Here is a 22,670-nt window from a genome sequence, read left to right on the forward strand (position 1 = left end):
CGCGGTGGGGCCTACTATCGCACCATGGCCCACGATTTCCGATTCGGTGTCAGCCTGCGCGACACCTCCTCCGCGGCGAAGGTCCGCGACGCCGCTCAGCTGGCCGAAAAGCTCGGTTACGACGTGCTTTTGGTCCCCGACCACCTGGGTGCGCCGGCGCCGTTCCCGGTCCTGGCGACCGCGGCGGCCGCCACCGATGCGCTGCGCCTGGGTACGTTCGTCCTCAACGCCTGCTTCTACAAGCCGGCCCTGTTGGCGCGCGACGTCGCCGCGCTGCACGAGCTGTCGGGCGGCCGGTTCGAGGTAGGCCTGGGCGCCGGCTATGTGAAGGAGGAGTTCGACGCCGCCGAACTGCCGTTCCCGTCGGCCCGGCAGCGCATCGAATACCTCGAGCACGTGACGGCCTACCTTGCCGAGCACGTGCCAGGGGCACCGATCGTGATCGCCGGCGGCGGCGACCGGCTGCTCACCGTCGCCGCCAAGTGGGCGGCCACCATCGGGGTCACCGGTGAGCTCGCCGACCGCGTCGAGTTCCTCCGCGGCGTCGCCGGCGATCGTTTCGCCGATCTGGAGCTCAACGTGGCCCTCACCGCCGTCCCGCCCGTCGGGTCGCAGCTGCCGGATCTGGCCCTCACCCGGCGGTTCGTCCCGGACGCCACCGATGACGAGCTGCTGGCGCATCCCGGTGTGTTGTCCGGGACGATCGCCGACCAGGCGGCCAAATTGCGCCGCCTGCGCCAGGAGCACGGCGTGAGTTATTTCGTGGTGCAGGCCGGCCACGCCGAGGCGTTCGGCAAGGTCATCGCCGAGCTCAGGTAGCCGTCACAGACCGTCGGCCAAGTGGTAATACACCGAGTTCCAGCGCAACTCGCGCTCGAACTCGTGGGTGACGGTGTCGATGTCGATGGTCACCAGTTCGGTGCCGACGATGGTTGCCAGATCGCGGATGGCCGACACCGGGACCGCGGTGGTCAGCACGGTGTGATGCGGCCCGCCCGCCATCAACCAGGTCTCGGTCGAGGTGGACCACGACGGCAACGGTTCCCACACCGCGCATGCCACCGGCAGGCTGGGCAACGGGGCCGGCGGTTCGATCACCCGAACCTCGTTGGCCACCAACCGGAATCGATTACCGACATCGCAGATGCCCAACACCACGGCGTCACCGGGTGCCGCGGTGAAGCGCATCCGCACCGGGTCCTCGCGGCCACCGATGCTCAACGGATGGGCTTCCACCGTGGGGGTCTGCGCTGCGATGCTGGGACACACCTCCAACATGTGCGCGCCGAGGATCGTCTCCGCGCCGGGCGTCAGGTCGTAGGTGTAGTCCTCCATGAACGACGTGCCGCCCGGCAGGCCGGTACCCATGGTCTTGACCGCACGCACCATCGCGGCGGTCTTCCAATCCCCTTCGGCGCCGAACCCGTAGCCGTCGGCCATCAACCGCTGCACGGCGATACCCGGCAATTGACGCAGGCCGCCGAGATCCTCGAAATTGGTGGTGAAGGCGCTGAATCCGCCCTCTTCGAGGAACTGCCGCAAGCCGATCTCGATGCGGGCGGCCTCCCGCAGCGTGTCGTGGCGCTCAGCCCCGGTCCGCAGCTCCTCGGCCACGACATACCGGTCCTGGTATTCCTGCACCAGCTTGTCGATATCGGTGTCCGCGGCGGCATCGACCGAGGCCACCAGCTCGTTGACCGAATAGGAGTTCACCGAAACGCCGAAACGGGATTCGGCCTCCACCTTGTCACCCTCGGTCACCGCGACATCGCGCATGTTGTCACCGAACCGGGCCAGCCGCAGACCGCGCAGGTCCGCGGCGGCCAGCGCGGCGCGGGCCCACGATCCGATGCGCGCGGTGGTGTCGGGGTTGCCGACATGGCCGGCAACGGTGGTGCGCGGCACCGACAACCGGGTCTGGATGTAGCCGAACTCACGATCCCCGTGCGCCGCCTGGTTGAGGTTCATGAAGTCCATGTCGATACTGTCCCAAGGGATCTCGACACCGAACTGGGTGTGGAAATGCAACAGCGGCTGACGTAGCGCGTTGAGTCCCCTGATCCACATCTTCGCCGGTGAGAAGGTGTGCATCCAGGCGATGATGCCGACACAGCGCTCGCTGGTACCCGCCTCGCTGAGCAGGCGATAGATGGCGTCGCTGGTGGTGACGACGGGCTTCCACACCACCGGCACGGGCAGGTCGGGGCTGGCATCCAGGCGGTCGGCGATCACCCGCGATTGTTCGGCGACCTGGTCCAGGATGTCCTGGCCGTACAGCGACTGGCTGCCGGTGACGAACCAGATCTCTTTGTTCTCGGGCTTTTCGGTGGCGTTGGACATCAAGCTTCTTTCTGGCCGTAGATGTTCTGGTAGCGCTCGTACAGGGAGGTGACGGCGTCGGCGGGCAGCTCCGTGGGACTGCCCAGCTGTCTGCTGATGAAGGCGGTGCGAGCCACGTCCTCGAGCATGACCGCGGCCTTGACCGCCGACCGGGCGTCGGGACCGATGGTGAACGGGCCGTGATTGCGCATCAGCACCGCAGCCGAACGGCTGCCGCGCAGGGTTTCCACGATGCCGCGCCCGATCGAGTCGTCACCGATCGGCGCGAACGGGCCCACCGGTATCTCACCGCCGAACTCGTCGGCGATCATCGTCAGGATGCACGGGATGGGCTCACCGCAGGCCGCCCACGCGGTGGCGTAGGTGGAATGGGTGTGCACCACCCCACCGACCTCGGGCATGTGCCGGTACACGTAGGCGTGCGCGGCGGTGTCCGATGACGGCGACAGCTCGCCGTCGACGAGTTCGCCGTTCAGGTCGCAGACCACCATCTGTTCCGGTGCCATCGAATCGTAGGAAACCCCAGAGGGTTTGATGACCATGAGGTCTCTGCCCGGCACGCGCGCGGAGACGTTGCCTGCGGTCCAGATCACCAACTGGTAGCGGGTGAGTTCGGCGTGCAGATCGCACACCTGCCGCCGCAGGTCGGTGATCGTCTGGGACACTTCGGAAGTCACGGTCACGGGGCGGTCCTCACCATGTCGGGTTGGGTTGCGGCGGCGCGGATGGCCCGCAGCCTGCGCATCATGTGGTTGCCGCGGCCGAACCAGTCGTGCAGTGTGACGTACTCGGCGTACAAGGCGTTGTAGCGCTCGACGTTCTCCGGGATCGGCAGGAACGCGCTCCTGGTGCGCCCGCCCATGGTCGCCGATGCGGTCGGCACGTCGGGGTAGGCACCGGCAGCGGTGGCGGCGTGGATGGCGGCACCGAGTGCGGGCGCCTGGGTGGAGGTCACGCAGGACAGCGGCAAACCGGTGACGTCGGCGTAGATCTGCATCAGCAGCCGGTTCTTGATCAACCCGCCGGCGACCACCAGTTCATCGACCGGAACACCTGCGTTGTTGAAGGTTTCGACGATCATCCGGGTGCCGTAGGCGGTGGCCTCCAGCAGCGCGCGGTACTGGTCGACACAGGTGGTGTCCAGGGTCTGCCCGACGATCACGCCGGAGAGGTGATGGTCGACCAGCACCGAGCGGTTACCGCTGTGCCAGTCCAGGGCGACCAGGCCGTGCTGACCGATGGCCTGCCGGGCGGCCAGATCGGACAGGTGCTCGTGTACCGACACACCGCGTTGGGCCGCCTCGTGCGCGTACCGTTCGGGCACGCAGTTCTTGATGAACCACGCGAAGATGTCACCCACTCCGGACTGGCCGGCCTCATACCCCCACAGCCCGACGGTGATGCCACCCTCGACCACGCCGCACATGCCCGGGACGTCCTGGGGCTGCCTGCCGTTCATCACGTGACAGGTCGAGGTGCCCATGATGGCGACCAGCCGGCCGGGTTCGGCGGCGTCGGCTGCGGCGACGGTGACGTGCGCGTCGATATTGCCCACGGCCACCGCGATTCCCGCCGGCAGCCCCGTCCACGCCGCGGCCTGCGCGGTCAACGTGCCTGCCGCGGTCCCGAGCTCGGCGATCGGTTGTTCCACCTTGTCGGTGACGAAATCGGTGAAGTCCGGGTTGAGCGCGGCCAGGAACTCTTTCGAGGGATACGCCCCGTCCTGCCGGATGGCCTTGTAGCCGGCGGTACTGACGTTGCGCACATAGCGGCCGGTGAGCTGCCAGACGATCCAGTCCGCACCCTCCACCCAGCAGTCGATGGCGGCGTAGACCTCGGGGTCCTCCTCCAGGATCTGCAGACCCTTGGCGAACTCCCACTCACTGGAGATGAACCCGCCGTAGCGGGGCAACCATGATTCACCGCGAACGGCGGCGAGCGTGTTGATCCGGTCGGCCTGTGGTTGGGCGGCGTGGTGACGCCACAGCTTCGCGTAAGCGTGTGGGCGGTCGGCGAATTCGGGAAGCTCGCACAGCGGTGTTCCGTCGGCACGGGCCGGCACCATGGTGCAGGCGGTGAAGTCGGTGCCCACGCCGATGACATCGGCCGGATCGATCCCGGCAACGGCCACCGCCTCGGGCACCGCGAACCGCAGTACGTCGACATAGTCCTCGGGCACCTGCAGTGCGTAGTCCGGTGGCAGCCGAACACCACTGTCTCCGGGCAGCGCCTCGGTGAGCACACCATGCCGGTAGACGTGTTCGGCCGACGCCATCTCGTGGCCGTCGGCAACCCGGACGACCAGGGCACGCCCGGACAGCGTGCCGAAGTCGATACCGACCACATACCTGTCGACGCTCATCGGCGATCCTCGTCCTGCGCGCCGCCCGTACGGTCCATCACAATCACCCTCCGATACCGGTGCACACCTGTGCGCTGCATCACACCGCTGATGTTAACGTGAACATCGCCGACGGGTCAACGGGCCGGCGCGCCCACTCAGGTCGCCCGGTTGTTCCCAGCCCTTCCGGAGTGCGGGCCGATATCCAGCGGGTACCCGTTCCACCGGAGGCAATGTCGAGGGTTGACCACACCGTGGGTGATCGTTAACATCCACAACTGTGACGCGGGCCACTTTCATGCAGCCCGAGTCACACCGACCACATGTGTCCGGCTGCGCGGTACCGTCCGGCACCCCGGGAACGAACAGGAGTCCGGCGTGAAGAAGACCGTCCTGACAAGAGCATTGAGCACCGCCATCGGCATCGCCGCCATCGCGGCCACCGTCGCGGCCTGCGGTAGCGGGAAGGCACCGGGCGGCGGCACCGGCAGCCCGGCCGGCGGCGGCGACACGATCACCCTGGGCTTCGCCCAGGTGGGCGCCGAAAGCGGTTGGCGCACCGCCAACACCGAATCCATCAAGAGCGCCGCCAAGGCCGCCGGCATCGACCTGAAGTTCGCCGACGCCAACGGTGAACAGGAGAAGCAGATCACCGCGATCCGCTCGTTCATCCAGCAAGGGGTCAATGTCATCGCCTTCAGCCCCGTGGTGCGTACCGGTTGGGACGCCGTGCTGTTGGAGGCCAAGAACGCCAACATCCCGGTGATCCTGACCGACCGGGCGATCGACACCCAGGAGAAGGACGTCTACAAGACCTTCATCGGCGCGGATTTCGTCGAAGAGGGCCGTCGCGCCGGACGCTGGGTCGCCGATCAGTACGCCACCACGCCACGCCCGGTCAACATCGTCCAGCTGGAGGGCACCACCGGCGCCGACCCCGCCATCGACCGCAATACCGGCTTCAAGGAGGGCATTTCGGCGAACCCGAACCTGCACGTGGTGGCGTCGCAGACCGGTGACTTCACCCGCTCCGGCGGTAAACAGGTGATGGAGGCGCTGCTGAAATCCACCCCGCAGATCGATGTGGTGTTCGCGCAGAACGACGATATGGGCCTGGGCGCGATGGAGGCCATCGAAGCTGCCGGCAAGGTGCCGGGCAAGGACATCAAGATCGTCGCGATCGACGCCACCCATGACGGTATGCAGGCCCTGGCCGACGGCAAGTTCAACTACATCGTCGAATGCAACCCGCTGCTCGGTCCCCAGCTGATGGATCTGGTGAAGAAGGTGGCCGCCGGCGAGCAGGTCCCCCCGCGGATCGTGACTCCCGACGAGGCCTTCGATCAGCAGCAGGCGATCAAGGCCCTGCCCGCGCGCCAGTACTGAGCGACGACTCATGGACCAGCTTGGCCCCGTGGTGCAGATGCGGGATATCGGCATCGAGTTCCCTGGTGTGAAAGCGCTTGACGGCGTGGACTTCCGGTTGCTGCCCGGCGAGGTGCACGCCCTGATGGGTGAGAACGGCGCCGGCAAGTCCACGCTCATCAAGGCACTCACCGGGGTGTACCCGATCGACTCCGGGCAGATCCTGCTCGACGGCGTCCCCCGGTCCTTCGGCAGCCCACGACAGTCCCAGGAAGCCGGGATCAGCACCGTCTACCAGGAGGTGAACCTGTGCCCGAATCTGTCGGTGGGCGAGAACATCCTGTTGGGGCGCGAACCCCGGCGCTGGGGCCGGATCGACTACCGGGCGCTGCACCGCCGGGCCGCCGAGCTGCTCACCGAACTGGAACTGACCATCGATCCGCGGTCACGATTGGGTGCCCACCCGATCGCCGTCCAGCAGTTGGTCGCGATCACCCGGGCCACGGCGGCCAAGGCCCGGGTGCTCATCCTGGACGAACCGACCTCCAGCCTGGACACCGGGGAGGTCGCCGAATTGTTCGGCGTCATCAGGCGGTTACGCGACGCGGGCACCGCAATCCTGTTCGTCTCGCACTTCCTCGACCAGATCTACGCGATCGCCGACCGGATCACCGTGTTGCGCAACGGCAAACTCGTCGGCGAATATCCGACCGCCGAGCTGCCCCACGTGCAGTTGGTCACCGCGATGCTGGGCCACGCGGCGGGTGTCCTCGACGAGGTGGCCGACAACGCGGCCCGCACCACGGTCGACGTGACCACCACACCGGTGGTGTCGATCGACCGGTTCGGCCGGCCCCCTGCCGTGGCACCGGTCACGCTGGACATCCACCGCGGCGAGATCATCGGCCTGGCCGGCTTGCTGGGGTCCGGACGCACCGAGCTGGCCCGGCTGATCTTCGGCGCCGACCGGGCCACCACCGGAGCGCTGGCGGTGCACGGCACCAAGGTGGCCATCCGCACGCCACGCGCCGCCATCGGTCGCCGCTTCGCCTTCACCTCCGAGAACCGCAAGGATGAGGGTGTTTTCGGCGATCTCACGGTGCGCGACAATCTGGTGCTCGCCCTGCAGGCCCGGCGCGGGTTCGCCCGTCCCCTGTCGGCCAAGGCCAAGAACGATCTGGTGGACAAGTACATGGAAGCCCTCGACATCCGGCCCCGCCGGCCCGACGCCCTGATGAAGAACCTCAGCGGCGGCAACCAGCAGAAGGTGTTGCTGGCCCGCTGGCTCATCACCGAACCGGAACTGTTCATCCTGGACGAGCCGACCCGCGGTATCGACATCGGGGCGAAAGCCCAGATCCAGCAACTCGTCACCAACCTGGCGGCCGATGGTATGGCGGTGTTGTTCATCTCCGCCGAACTCGACGAAGTGAGCCGGGTATCGCACCGCATCGCGGTGATGCGGGACCGGCACAACGTCGCCCAGGTCGACGCCGACCAGGGCGACAACCTGACCGAACTGATCGCGGCGAGCCCAGCATGATCAAGAAATTCGTTGCCCATCAACTGTTCTGGCCGTTGTCGGCACTCGTCGCGCTGCTCGCGGTGAACACCGCGCTGTCCCCCGGGTTTCTCAGTATCCGCATCCAGAACGGCCATCTGTACGGCAGCCTGATCGACATCCTGCGCAACGGCGCCCCGATCCTGCTGGTGGCCTTGGGTATGACTCTGGTGATCGCCTCCCGCGGGATCGACCTGTCCGTCGGCGCGGTGGTGGCCATCGCCGGCGCGGTGGCCTGCGCCCACATCGCGGCCTCGACCACCCCGGACAGCCCGGGTACCGTACTGTCGGCGATGGCCGTCGCGGTGCTGGTGGCCTGCGTACTCGGCCTGTGGAATGCAACCCTGGTGGCGCTGCTCGGCATTCAGCCGATCATCGCGACGCTGGTACTGATGACGGCCGGCCGCGGGATCGCACTGTTCGTCACCGAAGGTCAGATCGTCACCGTGACCAGTGCACCGTTCAAAGTGCTCGGCGCCGGTTACCTTTTCGGCCTGCCCGTGGCCATCCTGGTCAGTCTCGCCATCTTCGTCGTGATCGGCCTGCTCACCCGGCGCACCGCCCTGGGCATGCTGCTCGAGGCCGTCGGAATCAACCCCGAGGCCAGCAGGCTGGCCGGAGTCCGCAGCCGCACCATCGTTTTCGCGGTGTACGTGTTCTGCGCGCTGTGCGCCGGCATCGCCGGATTGATGATCGCGTCGAACATCTCCGCGGCCGATGCCAACAATGCCGGCCTGTGGATCGAGATGGACGCCATCCTGGCCGTCGTGATCGGTGGCACCTCGTTGCTCGGCGGCCGCTACAGCCTGACCGGGACCTTGATCGGGGCGCTGATCATCCAAGCCCTGACCACCACGGTGTACACCCTCGGAATTCGGCCGGAGGTCACCCTGGTATTCAAATCGCTTGTGGTGGTGGCGGTATGCCTGCTGCAGTCGGCTCGGTTCCGGGCGCTGTTCACCCGCCGGCGCCGGCGTGCCGCACCCGCACCGCCGGCGCCGGTCATCGATCCCGTCGAGACGAAGGTGCACGCATGACGGCAACGCTGACGGCGCCATCCGCGGGAATCCGGCGGCTGGCCGCCGGCCGGTTCACCGGGCCGATCGCCACCCTGGTGTTGTTCGTGGTGTTGTTCGCCGGTGTGCTCAACCGCTGCGACTTCGCCAGTCCCACCCAGGTTTTCCTCAATCTCTTCGTCGACAACGCCTACCTCATCGTGCTGGCCGTCGGGATGACGTTCGTGATCCTCACCGGCGGCATCGATCTGAGTGTCGGATCGGTGGTGGCGCTGTCGACGGTGATCCTGGCCAAGACATTGCAACTGGGCTGGCCCACCCCGGTGGCGATGGTCACCGTCATCCTCGTCGGCCCGGCGCTGGGCCTGATCATGGGCGTGATGATCGAACACTTCGACGTGCAACCGTTCGTGGCGACGCTGGCCGGCATGTTCGCCGCCCGCGGCATGTGTTACGTCATCAGCGTCGACTCGGTCCCCATCAAGGATCCCGCGGTCCGCACCCTGGGCCTGCACTACCTGTATCTCTACGACGACAAGTTCATTCGCTGGCCGGTCGTCATCGCACTGGTCGTGCTGGCGGTGGCCCTGTACGTCTTGCACCTGACCCGGTTCGGCCGCACCGTCTACGCCGTCGGCGGCAACCGGCAGTCGGCGCAACTGATGGGCCTGGACGCCGGACGCACCCGGGTGTCGGTGTACGTCATCAGCGGGTTCTGCGCGTCGCTGGCCGGCATCCTGCTGGCCGTGCAGAAGTTGTCCGGCTACAGCCTCAACGGGGTCGGGTTGGAACTCGACACCATCGCTGCCGCGGTGATCGGCGGTGTCGTACTGGCCGGCGGCGTGGGTTACGTGGCGGGCGCGCTGATCGGGGTGCTGGTGTTGGGCACCATCGAAACCTTCGTCACCGCGGCGAGCCTGGACTCGTACTGGACCAGAATCATGACCGGGGCGTTGTTGCTGGTCTTCGTGCTGGTTCAGCGTGTCCTGGTGAGGCCGAGTACATGAGCCGCGGCAATAATAGAGCGATGAGCCGCAAGCCAGTCATGTCCGACGTTGCCCGGCTCGCCGGTGTGTCACATCAGACGGTGTCACGAGTGATCAACGGGTCCAGCAGTATCCGGCCCGAAACCCGGGAGCGGGTGCAGCACGCCATCGCGCAGCTCGGGTACCGGCCCAACAGTGTGGCGCGCGCGCTGGTCACCAGCAAGTCCGGCATCATCGGCATCATCGGCAGCAGCACCGCCCAGTACGGCCCGTCCAGCATCCAGCGTTCGGTCGAGGAATCGGCCCGCGAAGCGGGCTTCTTCTCCAGCTCGGTGACCCTGGCGGCGGTGACCAGGCAGGAGATCCGGGGCGCACTGGACCATCTGTCCCGTCTCGCGGTGGAAGCCATCGTGATGATCGCGGCGCAGCAGGATGCCCTCAACGTGGTGTACTCCGAAGACTTCGGTGTCCCGGTGATCGTCGTGGAGGGTGATCTGTCCGGCTCCGGGTTGTCCGTCGGTGTCGACCAGGTCGGCGCCGCCCGCACCGCGACGCAGCATCTCATCGACCTCGGGCACACCGAGATCGCCCATGTCGCCGGCCCGGACGGCTGGCCGGAAGCGGCGGGCCGCACCAAGGGCTACCTCGATGCCATGCTGGCCGCCCGGCTCGCGCCGCGCCCGGAACACAAGGGTGACTGGAGCGCCGCCCGCGGCTACGCCCTCGGCCGTGAGGTTGCCGCCGACCGGGACCTCACCGCGGTTTTCGTGGCCAACGACCACATGGCCATCGGGGTGCTGCACGCGCTGGCCGAGGCGGGCCGCCGGGTACCCGAGGACATCAGTGTGGTGGGGTTCGACGACATTCCCGAGGCCCCGTACCTCATCCCGGCGCTCACCACCATCCGGCAGGACTTCGCGGCCGTCGGGCACCAGGCCATCGCCATGGTGAAGGCCCAACTGACCGATACCGAATGCGAAACATCGCTGTTGCCTTCGGATCTGGTGATCCGCGACAGCACCGCACCACCCAGGGCAGGCTAGTGCACACAAGCGAACGTACCGTCCATGGCGTCGAATACACCCTGGAAGACGGGCCGGCCCGCGCGGTCGTCACCGGCGTCGGCGCGGCCATCAGGGCGCTGGCGGTCGGCGGCGTCGACCTCACCCCGGGCTACCCTCCCGATCGGCTGCGGCCGTTCTACTCCGGCACCGTGCTGGCGCCCTGGCCCAACCGGGTTCGCGACGCCCGATGGGTCTACCGCGGCAGCACCCAGCTCCTCGATGTCACCGAACCGCAGCGCGGCAACGCGCTACACGGACTGCTGTGCTTCACCGACTATCGGCTCGTGGAGCAGACCGGTAACACGGTAATGCTTGGCGCGCAGGTCTTTCCGCAGCACGGATACCCGTTCCACCTGGACACCACGGTGCACTACCGACTTGCCGAAGACGGGCTGCATGCCACGCACACCATCGACAACCTGGGATCGGACCCGGCGCCGGTCGCGCTGGGCACGCACCCGTTCCTATGCATCGGCGATGTCCCGACGGCCGAGCTGACCCTGACCGTCTCCGCCGACACCCACATCGACGTCGACGAACGCCTGAACCCGACCGGCACCAGCCCGGTGCAGGGCGGCTACTGGGATCTGCGGGCCGGCCGGCGGGTGGCCGACCTCGATCTCGACGACGCCTGGACGGGACTGCACATCACCGACGGCGCCAGCGTGCACTCACTGCGGGCACCCGACGGTCGAACCGTATCCCTCTGGGCGGACGAGGATTTCGGGTATATCCAGGTGTTCACCACCCGCCGGTACCCCGTCGGCGACCGGTTCGTCACCGCGGTGGCCGTCGAGCCGATGACCGCCCCCGCGGACGCGCTCAACAGCGGCGAGGGTCTGCGCTGGCTCGATCCCGGCGACCGTTGGTCGGCGTCGTGGTCCATCCGCTACCGCGCCGACGGTCAGTAGACGCGGCGCGCCGCCGCGCTGGGAATCGCGCACAGGAAGTCGGGTTCGGGAAATCCACTGTCCCGGGCGGACCGGCGGGCCGCCTCGATGATGAAGCCGACCCGGTCGGACCGGATGAGCGCCAACGCCGACCCGCCGAACCCCCCGCCGACCATCCGGGCCCCGAGTGCCCCGGCCTCCAAGGCGGCGTCGACCGCCGTGTCGAGTTCCGGCGAGCTGACCACCAGGTCGTCGCGCAGCGATACGTGCGACGCGGTGAGAAGCGGCCCGACGGCGGCGATCTCGCCCGAGCGCAGGGCGGTGGCGGCGGCGGCAACCCGGCGGATCTCGGTCAGCACATGCCGTAGCACCCGCCGCAGCGCAGGATCGTCGGCGTCGGCGCAGTGCAGCACCGCCTCCACATCGTCGTTGTCATACAGCGCGCTGCGCGGGATACGCGCACACACCCGTTCCACCCGGGACCGCCGCAGACCGTAGCCGCCGTCGACCAGCCGGTGCGCGGCATTGGTGTTGATCACCAGCAGCGCCAAACCCGAGGGCCGGCAGTCGAACGGCAGGTACTCGGCCCCAAAGGTACTGCAGTCCAACAGCATCGCGTGGCCGGGCTTGGCGCGTAAGGCCACCGACTGGTCCATGCCGCCGGTCGCCGCGCCTACCACGACGTTCTCGGCGGTGATGCAGTCCCGGGCCAGGGTGCGCCGGCCCGCATCGTCGGTCGCCGCGCCGAACAGCTCGGCGATCGCCAGGGCCGTCGCCGACTCCAGCGCGGCCGAGCTGGACAGGCCCGCTCCCTGGGGCACCGACGAGTGCACGGCGATATCCAGCCCGGGGATGCGGGCGATGGTGTCGTGGTAGGTCATCGCCCACGGCACACCGGCCACGTATCCGGCCCAGCCGCGGGGTTGGCGCGGCGCGATGTCGACGCCGCTGCCCTCCCAGCCGTCGTCATGACCGGTGGACACCATCCGCAGCCGGTCATGACTGTGCACCCGCACCGCGACCGCGGTGGCGTACGGCAGGGCGAAGGGCATGACCTTGGCGCCGATGTAGTCGATGTGCTCGCCGATCAGGTTGACCCGGCCCGGCGCCACCCACACCCCGTCGGGCCCGCCGCCGAACCGCGCCTGGAACAGTGCGGCCGCCCGATCGCAGAGCTCTTCGTGGGCAACGGGTTCCACCATGTTCAGCCTGTTCACGACGCGATGGACGGTTGACGTTCTCATGCCACCTCCCTCAACCGGTCGGCGATGCGCTCCGGTGTGGTGTCACTGACCCAGGCACCCATGCCGGATTCCGAGCCGGCCAGGTATTTCATCCGGCCCGGCGAACGCATCAGCGAGAACAGTTGCAGGTGCAACCGCGCGTAGTCGCGGTCCGGACCGACCGGTGCCTGATGCCAGGCCGCGATGTAGGGCGTCTGCGCCACGCCGTCGAAGAAGCGGTCCACCCTGGCCAGCAAGTTCAGGTAGACCGCGGCCAACTCCTCGCGTTCGGCGACCGACAGGGCGGGGAAGTCGGGTACGTCGCGGTGCGGGATCAGGTGTATTTCCAGCGGCCAGCGTGCCGCGGCCGGCACGAAGGCCGTCCAGTGTTCGCCGGCAATGAGCACTCGGCGTCCGGAATGCTGCTCGGCGGCAAGGACATCGGCCATCAGGTTGCGTCCGGTCGCCGCGGCGTGCCTGCGGGCCTGTTGCACCAGGGCGCGGGTTCGCGCCGGCTGGAACGGATAGGCGTAGATCTGGCCGTGCGGATGCGTCAGCGTCACCCCGATCTCGCGGCCGCGGTTCTCGAAGCAGAACACCTGTTGCACACCGGGTAGCTCGGAGAGTTCGGCGGTGCGGTCGGCCCACGCCTCGATGACGGTCCGGGCCCGCCGTTGCCCCAGCTCGGCGAAGCTGGCGTGCGGGTCACTGGTGAAGCACACCACCTCACAACTGCCCCGGCCCGGAGCTTGCGGCCACAGCGGCTCCCCGTCGACCAGCGGTGCCGTTGCGCCCGCGTGTTCGGACAGCGCTGGGAACCGGTTCTCGAACACCACGACGTCGTAGTCGGATGCCGGGATCTCGGTGGGCGGCACGCCGGGCCGGCTGGGCGCCAGCGGTGAGGCGTCCGCTGCCGGTAGGAACGTCCGGTCCATCCGTTGGGCGGCGATGGTGACCCACTCGCCGGTCAGTACGTCATACCGCAGGTGCGAATCGGCCACCAACGGCTCGAGGTGTCTGGTGTCGGTCAGCCCACCCGTGCGCCGCATCCCGCCGTCGGCGTCGAGTTCGTCGAAGTAGATGAGGCGACGCCCGTCGGCCAGGGCGGTGACGGTCTTGCCGACCATGGCCGATAGCGGAGAAGGCAAGGTGGGCACCGGGTTACCGTCCGCCCCTGCGCTTGTTGTAGATGTCGAAGCCGACGGCGGCCAGCAGCACCAGGCCCTTGATGACCTGCTGGATATCGCTGCCGATACCGATGATCGACATCCCGTTGTTGAGCACGCCGAGTACCAGACCGCCGATGATGGCGCCGAACACGGTGCCGACCCCGCCGCTCGACGACGCCCCGCCGATGAAGGCGGCGGCGATGGCTTCGAGTTCGAAGTTGATGCCGGCCTGCGGCGTCGCGGAGTTCAGCCGGGCGGCGAACAACAAGCCGGCGACCGCGGCCAGCATTCCCATGTTGACGAACACCAGCAGGGTGACGCGTTTGTTGCGGACCCCGGACAGGCTGGCGGCCGCGGCGTTGCCACCCACCGCGTACACCTGGCGCCCGAACACGGTGTTGCGCATCATGAAGGCGTACACCAGGGTCAGCACCACCAGGATGATGCCGACGATCGGCACACCCCGGTAGCTGGCCAGCAGCAGGGTGACCGCGGCCAACGCCGCGACGATGCCGACGCACTTGGCGATGAACAGTGTCTTGCTCGAAACCTGTTGCCCGTAGCGCAGTTGTGCGCGGCGCCGGCGGACCTGCTGGACGACGGTGGCCACCATGGCGATACCGCCCAGGATCACGGTGGGCCAGTGGTACAGCGCGGCGTTGCCGAGTTCGGGCAGGAACCCGCTGCTGATCTGCTCCAGGCCGCGCGGCATCGGCGCGATCGACTGCCCCTCAAGCACATACTGGGTGGCGCCGCGGAACACCAGCATGCCACCGAGTGTCACGATGAACGACGGGATGCCGACGTAGGCAATCCAGAAGCCCTGCCAAGCCCCGATGAGCGCCCCCATGCCGATGCACAGCAGCGTCGCCAACAGCCACGGCATGTCGTTGCGCACCATCAGGACACCGGCCATGGCGCCGGTGAAGGCGGCCACCGAGCCGACCGACAGGTCGATGTGCCCGTTGATGATCACGATGACCATCCCGATGGCCAGCACCAGGATGTAGCCGTTCTGCTGGATGATGTTGGTGACGTTCAGCGGTTTGAGCACGATGCCACCGGTCCAGATCTGGAACAGCAGCAGGATGGCGATGAGCGCCACGACCATGCCCGACTGCCGCACATGCGACATCAGGAACCGGGACAACGCATTTCCGCCGCGGGCGGGCGCGCTGGTGTCGTCCGGACGCTGCGGTGGGGCGCTGCCCGGTGACGTTTGCTTGGTGGTGATGGTCACGCGGAGCCTTTCATCATGTAGTGCATGAGGTTTTCCTGGGTCGCTTCCGAGCGCGGCACCTCACCGGTCAACCGGCCCTGGCTGAGGGTGTAGATCCGGTCGCAGAGACCCAGCAACTCGGGAAGTTCGGACGAGATGACGAGCACCGCCTTCCCGCGGGCGGCGAGTTCGTTGATGAGGACGTAGATCTCGTGCTTGGCGCCGACATCGATACCGCGGGTCGGTTCGTCGAGGATCAGCACATCGGGATCGGTGAACAGCCACTTGCTGAGCACCACCTTCTGCTGATTGCCGCCGGACAGCTTGCCGGTGGCGGTCTGCACCGAATCGGTCTTGATCCGCATCGAGGCACGGAACTGCTCGCCGATCCGGGTCTCCTCGTGGTGGTCGATGACCGACCGGTGGCTGACCTTGTCCAGTGACGCCAGGCTGATGCTGGTGGCGATGCTGTCCATCAGATTCAGCCCCAACGTCTTCCGGTCCTCGGTGGCGTAGGCGATCCCGTTGTCGATCGCGCGCGGCACCGTGCTGGTGTCGATCTCGCGCTCACCCTTGAAAACCTTGCCGCCGACATACCGGCCGTAGGACCGGCCGAACACGCTCATCGCGAGTTCGGTGCGGCCGGCGCCCATCAGCCCGGCGATGCCGACGATCTCACCGGCGCGGACGTTCAGGGTGACGTCGTCGACGACCTTGCGTTGCTGGTCGATGGGGTGCAGCACGGTCCAATTCGCCACCGAGAACACCACGTCGCCGATCTCGCAGCCCTCCCGGGAGGGGAACCGGTCGACCAGATCGCGCCCGACCATGGCACGGACGATCTTGTCCTCGGTGAGCTGCGCATCGACCGGCACGGTGTCGATGGTGCGGCCGTCCCGCAGTGTCGTCACGGAGTCGGCCACCTGCATCACCTCATTGAGCTTGTGCGAGATGATGATCGAGGTGATGCCGTGCTCCCGCAGCTCCACGATGAGGTCGAGCAGGTGCCTGCTGTCGGCATCGTTGAGGGCGGCGGTCGGTTCGTCGAGGATCAGCAGCCGGACATCCTTGGACAGCGCCTTGGCGATCTCGACGAGCTGCTGCTTGCCGACGCCGATATCGGAAACCCGGGTCTGCGGGCTTTCCCGCAGACCGACGCGGTCCAGCAGGCTCTGCGCCTCATGCAGGGTCCGGTCCCAGTTGATCACCCCGCGGCGCGCGATCTCGTTGCCCAAGAACAGGTTCTCGGCGATCGACAGATACGGCACCAACGCGAGTTCCTGATGGATGATCGCGATACCGCAACGCTCACTGGAGCGGATGTCCCGGAACTCGCACGGCTTGCCGTCGAAGAAGATCTCGCCGTCGTAGCTGCCGTGCGGGTACACCCCGCTGAGCACCTTCATCAGGGTCGACTTGCCCGCACCGTTCTCCCCGCAGATGGCGTGGATGGCTCCGGCCCGCACCGTCAGGTCCACCCCGGACAGTGCCTTCACACCGGGGAATTCCTTGGTGATACCGCGCATCTCCAACAGCGGCGGCGCGGTCGGCGGGGCCGTCACTGAATCTGGTCCTTGGTGTAGTAGCCCGAGTCGATCAGCACCTTCTGGTAGTTGGACTTGTCGACGCTGACCGGGTCCAGCAGGTAGGAGGGCACGATCTTGTTGCCGTTGTTGTAGCTCTTGGTGTCGTTGACCACGGGCGTGCCTCCGGTCAGCACGGCGTCGGATTCCTGCACCGCCGCCTTGGCGAGTTCGCGGGTGTCCTTGAAGACCGTCTGGGTCTGCTCACCGGAGACGATGGACTGCACGGAGGCCAGCTCGGCGTCCTGGCCGGTGACGATCGGCAGCGGCTTGGCGGCATTGCCGTAGCCGGAGCTCTTCAGCGCCGAGATGACGCCGCGCGAGATGCCGTCGTACGGCGAGAGCACCGCGTCCAGCCGGGCCGTGGTGTAGGCCTGGCTCAGCAGGTTGTCCATGCGCGACTGCGCCAGCCCGCCGTCCCAGCGCAGGGTGGCAACCTGGTCGAACGAGGTCTGGCCGCTGCGGACCACCAGCTTGCCGCTGTCGATGTACGGCTTGAGCACGCTCATCGCACCGTCGAAGAAGAAGGTGGCGTTGTTGTCATCGGGTGAGCCGGCGAACAGCTCGATGTTGAAAGGCCCGGCACCGCCGGCCAGGTTGAGCTTGTCGACGATGTACTTGGCCTGCAGCACACCGACTTTGAAGTTGTCGAAGGTGGCGTAGTAGTTGACGTTCGGGGTGCCCTTGATCAACCGGTCGTAGCTGATCACCGGGATGTGCGCGTCCGCGGCGCGCTGCAGGGTGTTGGTCAGCGAGGATCCGTCGATCGGCGCGATCACCAGCAGCTGCACACCCTTGGTGATCATGTTCTCGATCTGCGACACCTGGTTCTGCACGACGTCGTCGCCGTATTGCAGATCGGTCTGATAACCGAGGGCCTTGAACTGGTCGACCATGTTCTGGCCGTCGGCAACCCAGCGTTCGGAAGACTTGGTCGGCATGGCGATGCCGATCGTGCCTTTCTGGGACGTGCCTCCCCCGGCGCTCTCGGTGGAGCGGCCGCAACCGACCAATGCCACGGCGGCGGCCATCAACACGGCCACCCACCAGCTCAGTTTTCGCATGTTTCCTCCTGCAGACACGTGGACGCGCTCAGCGCGGCGGGCCTGGCCCGCTCATCTCGGCCGCAACATCCAAATGTGAACGTTAACACTCCGCCGTAAGAGTATGTGAGCCAACTCACTCGTTGTCAATAATGCCTGTTATATCACCAGGAAAGCACTGCAAAAGCTCAGTTCGGCGGTGGTCGCAGAGGCGACCGCGCGCAGCCAACGATGTGAGCTTTAACAACTTTGGGTCGGCCGACTGTCGGTACCGAACCCATCCGTGCCGGGGCCCGCGCCGAATGCCGATGAGAAACCAATCGAGGGCGGCCACCGATGCACATCCAGGAACCTATGGGTGGACTGAGCGTGCTTGACGTTAGGCTACCGCTCGTGAGTGCCGACCTCGACGTCTTGCTGCGCGAGGTCGCCCGTGGCGACGCCGAGGCTTTTGCCGAGTTCTACGACCACACCCGAGCCCGGGTGTACGGACTGGTGGTCCGGGTGTTGCGCGACCCCGGCTACAGCGAAGAAACCACCCAGGAGATCTACCTGCAGGTGTGGCACAACGCCGATTCGTACGACCCCGCGGCGGGCTCGCCGCTGGCCTGGCTGATGACGCTGGCACACCGGCGGGCCGTGGACCGGGTGCGCTCCGAGCAGTCGGCCAGTCAACGCGAGTCCCGCTACGGCGCGACCAACGTCGACACGCCGGCCGACCATGTCGCCGATTCGGTGATCACCGCCGACGAGCACCGCCGGGTGGTGGACTGCCTGGGCTCGCTGACCGATGTGCAGCGCGAGTGCATCGACATGGCCTACTACGGCGGACTCACCTATCGAGAAGTGTCGGAACGTCTTTCGGCCAATTTGGCCACTGTGAAATCCAGGATGCGCGACGGTCTGCGCGCATTGCGCAGTTGTCTGGGGACCGCATGACCGAACCGGTTGAGCACGAAGTGATGACGCTGGCGACGCCGTACGCGTTGCATGCCGTCGACGACGGCGAAGTCGAGCGGCACCTGGCGGACGCACCGCCGCAGGTGGCTCGCCAGTTCGCCGAAGAGGTGGTCGCCGTGCGCGAGGCCATGGCACGGGCGTCGGCCGCGACCGCCGTGGAGCCACCGGCCGAACTGCGGGCCAGGATCCTGGCCGCGATCGCCCCGGCGCAGGTGCAGCCGTTGCGGCCCAAGCGCTGGCGCACGGCGGCGCTGGCCGCCGCGGCCGCGGTCATCGTTGCCGCCGGCGGTGTCGGAATCGGCATCGCGCTGCGGCCCGCTGCTCCCCCGCCGACCACCGCCCAACAGGTGTTCGCGGCGCCCGACGTGCGCACGGTGTCCGGCCCGATCCCGACCGGCGGCACCGCCACGGTGGTGTTCTCCAAGAAACGCAACGCCGGCGTGCTGGTGATGAACAACGTCGCCCCACCGGCGGCCGGCACCGTCTACCAAATGTGGCTGCTGCGCGACAACGGACCGGAGTCGGCCGGCACCATGGATCAGGCTGCCGTCGCACCGTCGACCACCGCGGTGCTCCCCGACCTGGGCGACGCCACGGCCTTGGCGTTCACCGTCGAGCCGGGCAAGGGTTCGAGCACCCCGACCACGCCGATCTTCGCCGAGCTGCCGCTGACGTAGGTCCGCGGGCCCGGCTTCGGTAAGCTTCGACCGTCCCTGGCCCCCGTAGCTCAGGGGATAGAGCACGGCTCTCCTAAAGCCGGTGTCGCAGGTTCGAATCCTGCCGGGGGCACTTTTTGTGTGTATTACGGCGGGTGATGCTTGACGTTTTGCCTTCGGGTGATGGGCGACAGGGTTCATCGGTGGGTCGGCTGATTCTTTACAGCTGTGTCGGTTGATCCTTGACACTCCCTGGATGAGGGAGTTGACCGTGGCCGAGCAGAGGTATCAGGCCGTGTTGGCGGTGATCGGTGACGGGTTGGCGGTGTCGCAGGTCAGCACATGAGCAACCGCTCTGTTCGCCGACGACAGTGTTCAGGTCATCCTCCAGGCAGATTGAATTGGCGTCACCAAACCGATGTGGTCAGCATGCGCAACCCACCTCAAGCGGCGGGCTGCCCAGGTCGGATGACGGAGTTGCTTGCCAAGAGTTGAAAGGTGCACCACCAGTGTCGAGAACTGCACTACACGCCTCCGCTGGCTACAACTTTGTGGATGACCTCAACCGGGAGATCGCCGAGGGCCTCGACATCAACGAACCGGACGAGGCTGGCCAAACCCCGTTACATCACGCATGCATCCACAACAGCCTCGACTCCGCACGGATTCTGCTCGCAGCGGGTGCCGACGTGAATCCCCAGGATCAGTGGGGTAATGCTCCGCTGTGGTACGCAGTATTCTCCAACGACAGCACAGTCGAGATGGTACGGCTACTCGTCGATCATGGCGCCGATCCGGCCATTGAGAACAATAAAGGCAACAGTCCGTTGAAGTTGGCTCGACGACTCCAAAAAAGTGATTGCATAGCGATCTTTGAGGATTGAGTTACGGTTTGCGGTTTCGCTTGCGGACGGGCCTGCGATCGAGGCCACAGTGCGGAGCTTCGCCCCTCGCCCACAAAGGCCACATTTCCCTACAGCAACCGATGCTCCTGGACACGACGTCGTACTTCGACCTGTAATTCACTTCTCGCAGAAGCGAATCCAGGAAAGCGAGTAGCGCTACCCCCTGAAAACACCTGCCCCAGCCGGTCGACGTCGCCACAGCGCCATACCCGCCGCCCGCTCATGTCGAAGTCGAGTCGTTCAAGGTCGCCATCAACCGACCCCTTCCAACGTCGCCCGCGCCACCTCGTCGATGACATCGGACACCGCATGCCTGCGCCGCCACGCCGCCAGGGCCCGGCTGGCCCCGTTGCCGTCGACGCGCACCCGCCGCAGTTCCTCGCACACCGTGTCGTAATCGCCGACGGCCTGGAGCGCGGGCGTCACCGCCGTCAGCATCAGCTCCAACATCTGCGGGGCGGGCACCAAAGCATGGCTGTCGATCAGATCCATCGCCGAGCCGCTCAAGCCGTCACGCGCGGCACGCCAATAGGCCGCAGTCAGCGCATGCGCGGACAGCGGTTTCACCGGCCGGTCGTGCTCGATATCGTCCAGGGCCGTCATCACCAACGCCCGCACCAGCGCGGCCAACAGCACGGTGTCACCCACCGTGGCGGGCACATCCGCCACCCGCACCTCGACGGTCGGAAACTTGGCCGACGGCCGCACATCCCAATAGACCATGCCGTCATCGAGCGCAGCGCCGGAGGCCCGCATGATCTCAACCAGCGCGTCGTATTCGGCGACGCTCTCGAAATGCGGCGGCGGGCCGGCGGTCGGCCAGCGCGCCCACAACACGCTGCGCCAACTCGCATAGCCGGTCTCCGATCCGCGATACACCGCCGAATTAGCCGACAGCGCGAGCAGGGTCGGCAACCACGGACGCAACCTATTGCTCACCTCGATGGCCGTCTGCCGGTCCGGAACCGCCACGTGCACATGGCATCCGCAGATGCCCTGCTCGTGCGCGATCATCCCGAACCGCTCCCCGATCTCCCGGTAGCGCGGCTTGTCGGTGACCGGGAAGTGGTGCGGGACGCTCGGTGGTAGGCCGACCGCCAGCAACCGGGCGCCGGCGTCTGCGGCCGCCTGCGCCGCTCCCCGGCGCAACCCGACCAGCTCCGTCCGTAGTTCCTCGGCTCCGTGCGCCACCGACGACGTCGTCTCCACCTGACAACTGGTCAGCTCCAATTGCAGTTCGATGCCCAGGCTTTCGGCGCGTTGGGCCACCTCGCGATTCCGCGGGACGGGTTCGCCGGTGCGGGGGTCGACGAGGAGGAACTCCTCCTCCACTCCGACCGTGGGATGTTCAGCCATACCCCGGTATCCCCCTCGCCGGAAGGTGACAAACCGTCATGGCAACCACATGCGCGGGCCGTCAGCGGCTGGAGGTGCGAAGCGTCCGGACGCGCTTGTCGCGCCGGCCGGCCTCCCACTGCGCGCGCATGCGTTCGAGCGTCTGCTCGCCCGCCCGGTCGATGTGCACGATGATCCGCAGCAGCGCGATGCCGGTGACCATCCCCGCGAGAAAATAGGCCATTACCATCATCGAGCTCACCCCTGACGTCGATTCAAGACTGTTGGTTGCTGGGATTCCCCGAATTGCACCCCGTCAATCCTCGAATCCGACGTGTCGGCGCTGCGGCCCCGGCACGGCGACCGCATCGATCCTTAGCCAGGATCGCGGTTGACACACGCCTTGCCGGGCACCAGGTGGCGAGCACCGGACGCCGGGAAAATCTCCCCCACGGGACTAGCACTCTTGACATGAGAGTGCTAAAACAGGAGGTGCACAGTGATTTGGCTGCCCGCCAGGGTGGTGGGCTCTTAGCGACTGAGGAGGTGGATTGCTGTGCTGCGTTTCGATCCGTTCAACGACCTTGATGCCTTGACCCGGGGTCTACTCACCAGCCAGACCGGATCAACCCGCACGCCCAGGTTCATGCCCATGGACCTGTGCAAGATCGACGACCACTATGTGCTGACCGCAGATCTGCCCGGAGTCGACCCCGGCTCGGTGGACGTCAACGTGGACAACGGCACGCTGACCATCTCGGCACACCGCACCGCCCGCTCCGAGGATTCGGTCCAGTGGTTCGCCAACGAGCGGTTCTTCGGTAATTACCGCCGGCAGCTCTCCCTCGGTGAAGGTATTGACACATCGGCAATTTCGGCGACCTACGAAAACGGGGTGCTCACCGTGACCATTCCGTTGGCCGAGCGGGCCAAGCCGCGCAAGATCGACATCGCGCACGGCGGCGGCCAGAAGTCGATCGAGCCGACGACCGTCGACGCCGGCTGAGTGACGAT

At 66.9% G+C, this 22,670-nt stretch carries 21 protein-coding genes and 1 tRNA gene; 12 read left to right on the top strand and 10 right to left on the bottom strand.

Annotated features, from left to right (window positions below; all coding sequences use genetic code 11):
- Nucleotides 1-24: 24 nt before the first annotated feature.
- The gene (locus BN977_RS09385; RefSeq protein ID WP_036397305.1) at nt 25-819 is read left to right on the top strand and encodes a TIGR03621 family F420-dependent LLM class oxidoreductase; all 795 of its coding nucleotides are present in this window, start codon (nt 25-27) and stop codon (nt 817-819) included.
- A 3-nt stretch (nt 820-822) separates the two neighbouring features.
- Here BN977_RS09385 and araA read toward each other — a convergent pair whose 3' ends face one another.
- From araA to araB, 3 genes are read right to left on the bottom strand one after another with little or no spacing between them, the layout of a single operon-like run.
- Nucleotides 823-2,340, bottom strand: a complete 1,518-nt coding sequence (araA, locus tag BN977_RS09390; RefSeq protein ID WP_036397306.1) for an L-arabinose isomerase — start codon at nt 2,338-2,340, stop codon at nt 823-825.
- Nucleotides 2,340-3,023 (bottom strand): L-ribulose-5-phosphate 4-epimerase, encoded by a 684-nt coding sequence (locus BN977_RS09395; protein WP_036397307.1) that lies wholly within the window; start codon nt 3,021-3,023, stop codon nt 2,340-2,342. The genes araA and BN977_RS09395 overlap by 1 nt, the downstream gene beginning before the upstream one ends.
- Nucleotides 3,020-4,702: a ribulokinase gene (araB, locus tag BN977_RS09400; protein ID WP_024453198.1), complete on the bottom strand. Its 1,683-nt coding sequence runs from the start codon at nt 4,700-4,702 to the stop codon at nt 3,020-3,022. Before araB ends, BN977_RS09395 begins: the two co-directional genes overlap by 4 nt.
- A 357-nt stretch (nt 4,703-5,059) precedes the next feature.
- Here araB and BN977_RS09405 point away from each other — a divergent pair, with 357 nt between their 5' ends.
- The 6 genes from BN977_RS09405 to BN977_RS09430 are packed head-to-tail and all read left to right on the top strand — an operon-like array spanning nt 5,060 to nt 11,584.
- Nucleotides 5,060-6,067 carry an ABC transporter substrate-binding protein gene (locus BN977_RS09405; protein ID WP_227456282.1) on the top strand — a complete coding sequence of 336 codons (1,008 nt, stop codon included), beginning with the start codon at nt 5,060-5,062 and terminating at the stop codon, nt 6,065-6,067.
- 10 nt (nt 6,068-6,077) lie between these two features.
- Nucleotides 6,078-7,589 carry a sugar ABC transporter ATP-binding protein gene (locus tag BN977_RS09410; protein WP_036397308.1) on the top strand — a complete coding sequence of 504 codons (1,512 nt, stop codon included), beginning with the start codon at nt 6,078-6,080 and terminating at the stop codon, nt 7,587-7,589.
- Nucleotides 7,586-8,644, top strand: coding sequence for an ABC transporter permease (locus tag BN977_RS09415; RefSeq protein ID WP_024453201.1), 1,059 nt, complete (start codon nt 7,586-7,588; stop codon nt 8,642-8,644). The genes BN977_RS09410 and BN977_RS09415 overlap by 4 nt, the downstream gene beginning before the upstream one ends.
- Nucleotides 8,641-9,630 carry an ABC transporter permease subunit gene (locus tag BN977_RS09420; protein WP_036397309.1) on the top strand — a complete coding sequence of 330 codons (990 nt, stop codon included), beginning with the start codon at nt 8,641-8,643 and terminating at the stop codon, nt 9,628-9,630. The genes BN977_RS09415 and BN977_RS09420 overlap by 4 nt, the downstream gene beginning before the upstream one ends.
- A 20-nt stretch (nt 9,631-9,650) precedes the next feature.
- Nucleotides 9,651-10,652 carry a LacI family DNA-binding transcriptional regulator gene (locus BN977_RS09425; RefSeq protein WP_036397310.1) on the top strand — a complete coding sequence of 334 codons (1,002 nt, stop codon included), beginning with the start codon at nt 9,651-9,653 and terminating at the stop codon, nt 10,650-10,652.
- On the top strand, nt 10,652-11,584 hold the full coding sequence (locus BN977_RS09430) for an aldose 1-epimerase family protein (RefSeq protein ID WP_234709533.1): 933 nt from the start codon (nt 10,652-10,654) through the stop codon (nt 11,582-11,584). The genes BN977_RS09425 and BN977_RS09430 overlap by 1 nt, the downstream gene beginning before the upstream one ends.
- On the opposite strand, the gene galK is transcribed toward BN977_RS09430, so the two are convergent.
- The 5 genes from galK to chvE are packed head-to-tail and all read right to left on the bottom strand — an operon-like array spanning nt 11,578 to nt 17,821.
- Nucleotides 11,578-12,807, bottom strand: coding sequence for a galactokinase (gene galK, locus BN977_RS09435; protein WP_407661175.1), 1,230 nt, complete (start codon nt 12,805-12,807; stop codon nt 11,578-11,580). The genes BN977_RS09430 and galK overlap by 7 nt on opposite strands.
- Nucleotides 12,804-13,913, bottom strand: coding sequence for a galactose-1-phosphate uridylyltransferase (gene galT / locus BN977_RS09440; RefSeq protein ID WP_036397312.1), 1,110 nt, complete (start codon nt 13,911-13,913; stop codon nt 12,804-12,806). The genes galK and galT overlap by 4 nt, the downstream gene beginning before the upstream one ends.
- A gap of 34 nt (nt 13,914-13,947) precedes the next feature.
- The gene (gene mmsB, locus BN977_RS09445) at nt 13,948-15,195 is read right to left on the bottom strand and encodes a multiple monosaccharide ABC transporter permease (RefSeq protein WP_036397314.1); all 1,248 of its coding nucleotides are present in this window, start codon (nt 15,193-15,195) and stop codon (nt 13,948-13,950) included.
- Entirely contained in the window at nt 15,192-16,700 is a 1,509-nt protein-coding gene (gene mmsA, locus BN977_RS09450) for a multiple monosaccharide ABC transporter ATP-binding protein (RefSeq protein WP_036398791.1), read from the bottom strand. The genes mmsB and mmsA overlap by 4 nt, the downstream gene beginning before the upstream one ends.
- A gap of 32 nt (nt 16,701-16,732) precedes the next feature.
- Nucleotides 16,733-17,821 carry a multiple monosaccharide ABC transporter substrate-binding protein gene (chvE, locus tag BN977_RS09455; RefSeq protein WP_036397315.1) on the bottom strand — a complete coding sequence of 363 codons (1,089 nt, stop codon included), beginning with the start codon at nt 17,819-17,821 and terminating at the stop codon, nt 16,733-16,735.
- A 333-nt stretch (nt 17,822-18,154) separates the two neighbouring features.
- Here chvE and BN977_RS09460 point away from each other — a divergent pair, with 333 nt between their 5' ends.
- From BN977_RS09460 to BN977_RS31790, 4 genes are all read left to right on the top strand, one after another.
- Entirely contained in the window at nt 18,155-18,739 is a 585-nt protein-coding gene (locus BN977_RS09460) for a sigma-70 family RNA polymerase sigma factor (RefSeq protein WP_036397316.1), read from the top strand.
- The gene (locus BN977_RS09465) at nt 18,736-19,437 is read left to right on the top strand and encodes an anti-sigma factor (protein WP_036397317.1); all 702 of its coding nucleotides are present in this window, start codon (nt 18,736-18,738) and stop codon (nt 19,435-19,437) included. The genes BN977_RS09460 and BN977_RS09465 overlap by 4 nt, the downstream gene beginning before the upstream one ends.
- A 39-nt stretch (nt 19,438-19,476) precedes the next feature.
- Nucleotides 19,477-19,549 (top strand) — tRNA-Arg (locus BN977_RS09470).
- A gap of 376 nt (nt 19,550-19,925) precedes the next feature.
- On the top strand, nt 19,926-20,300 hold the full coding sequence (locus BN977_RS31790) for an ankyrin repeat domain-containing protein (protein WP_165576309.1): 375 nt from the start codon (nt 19,926-19,928) through the stop codon (nt 20,298-20,300).
- A 273-nt stretch (nt 20,301-20,573) separates the two neighbouring features.
- On the opposite strand, the gene BN977_RS09480 is transcribed toward BN977_RS31790, so the two are convergent.
- Nucleotides 20,574-21,677, bottom strand: a complete 1,104-nt coding sequence (locus tag BN977_RS09480) for a glutamate--cysteine ligase 2 (RefSeq protein WP_036397319.1) — start codon at nt 21,675-21,677, stop codon at nt 20,574-20,576.
- A gap of 61 nt (nt 21,678-21,738) precedes the next feature.
- Nucleotides 21,739-21,900, bottom strand: a complete 162-nt coding sequence (locus BN977_RS32845) for a hypothetical protein (protein ID WP_165576310.1) — start codon at nt 21,898-21,900, stop codon at nt 21,739-21,741.
- Between the two features lie 312 nt (nt 21,901-22,212).
- Between BN977_RS32845 and BN977_RS09485 the strand changes: the two genes are divergently transcribed.
- Nucleotides 22,213-22,662 (top strand): Hsp20/alpha crystallin family protein, encoded by a 450-nt coding sequence (locus tag BN977_RS09485; protein ID WP_024451981.1) that lies wholly within the window; start codon nt 22,213-22,215, stop codon nt 22,660-22,662.
- Nucleotides 22,663-22,670 lie beyond the last annotated feature (8 nt).

It is taken from the genome of Mycolicibacterium cosmeticum, from assembly GCF_000613185.1.
In the GTDB taxonomy this organism is placed as follows: domain Bacteria; phylum Actinomycetota; class Actinomycetes; order Mycobacteriales; family Mycobacteriaceae; genus Mycobacterium; species Mycobacterium cosmeticum.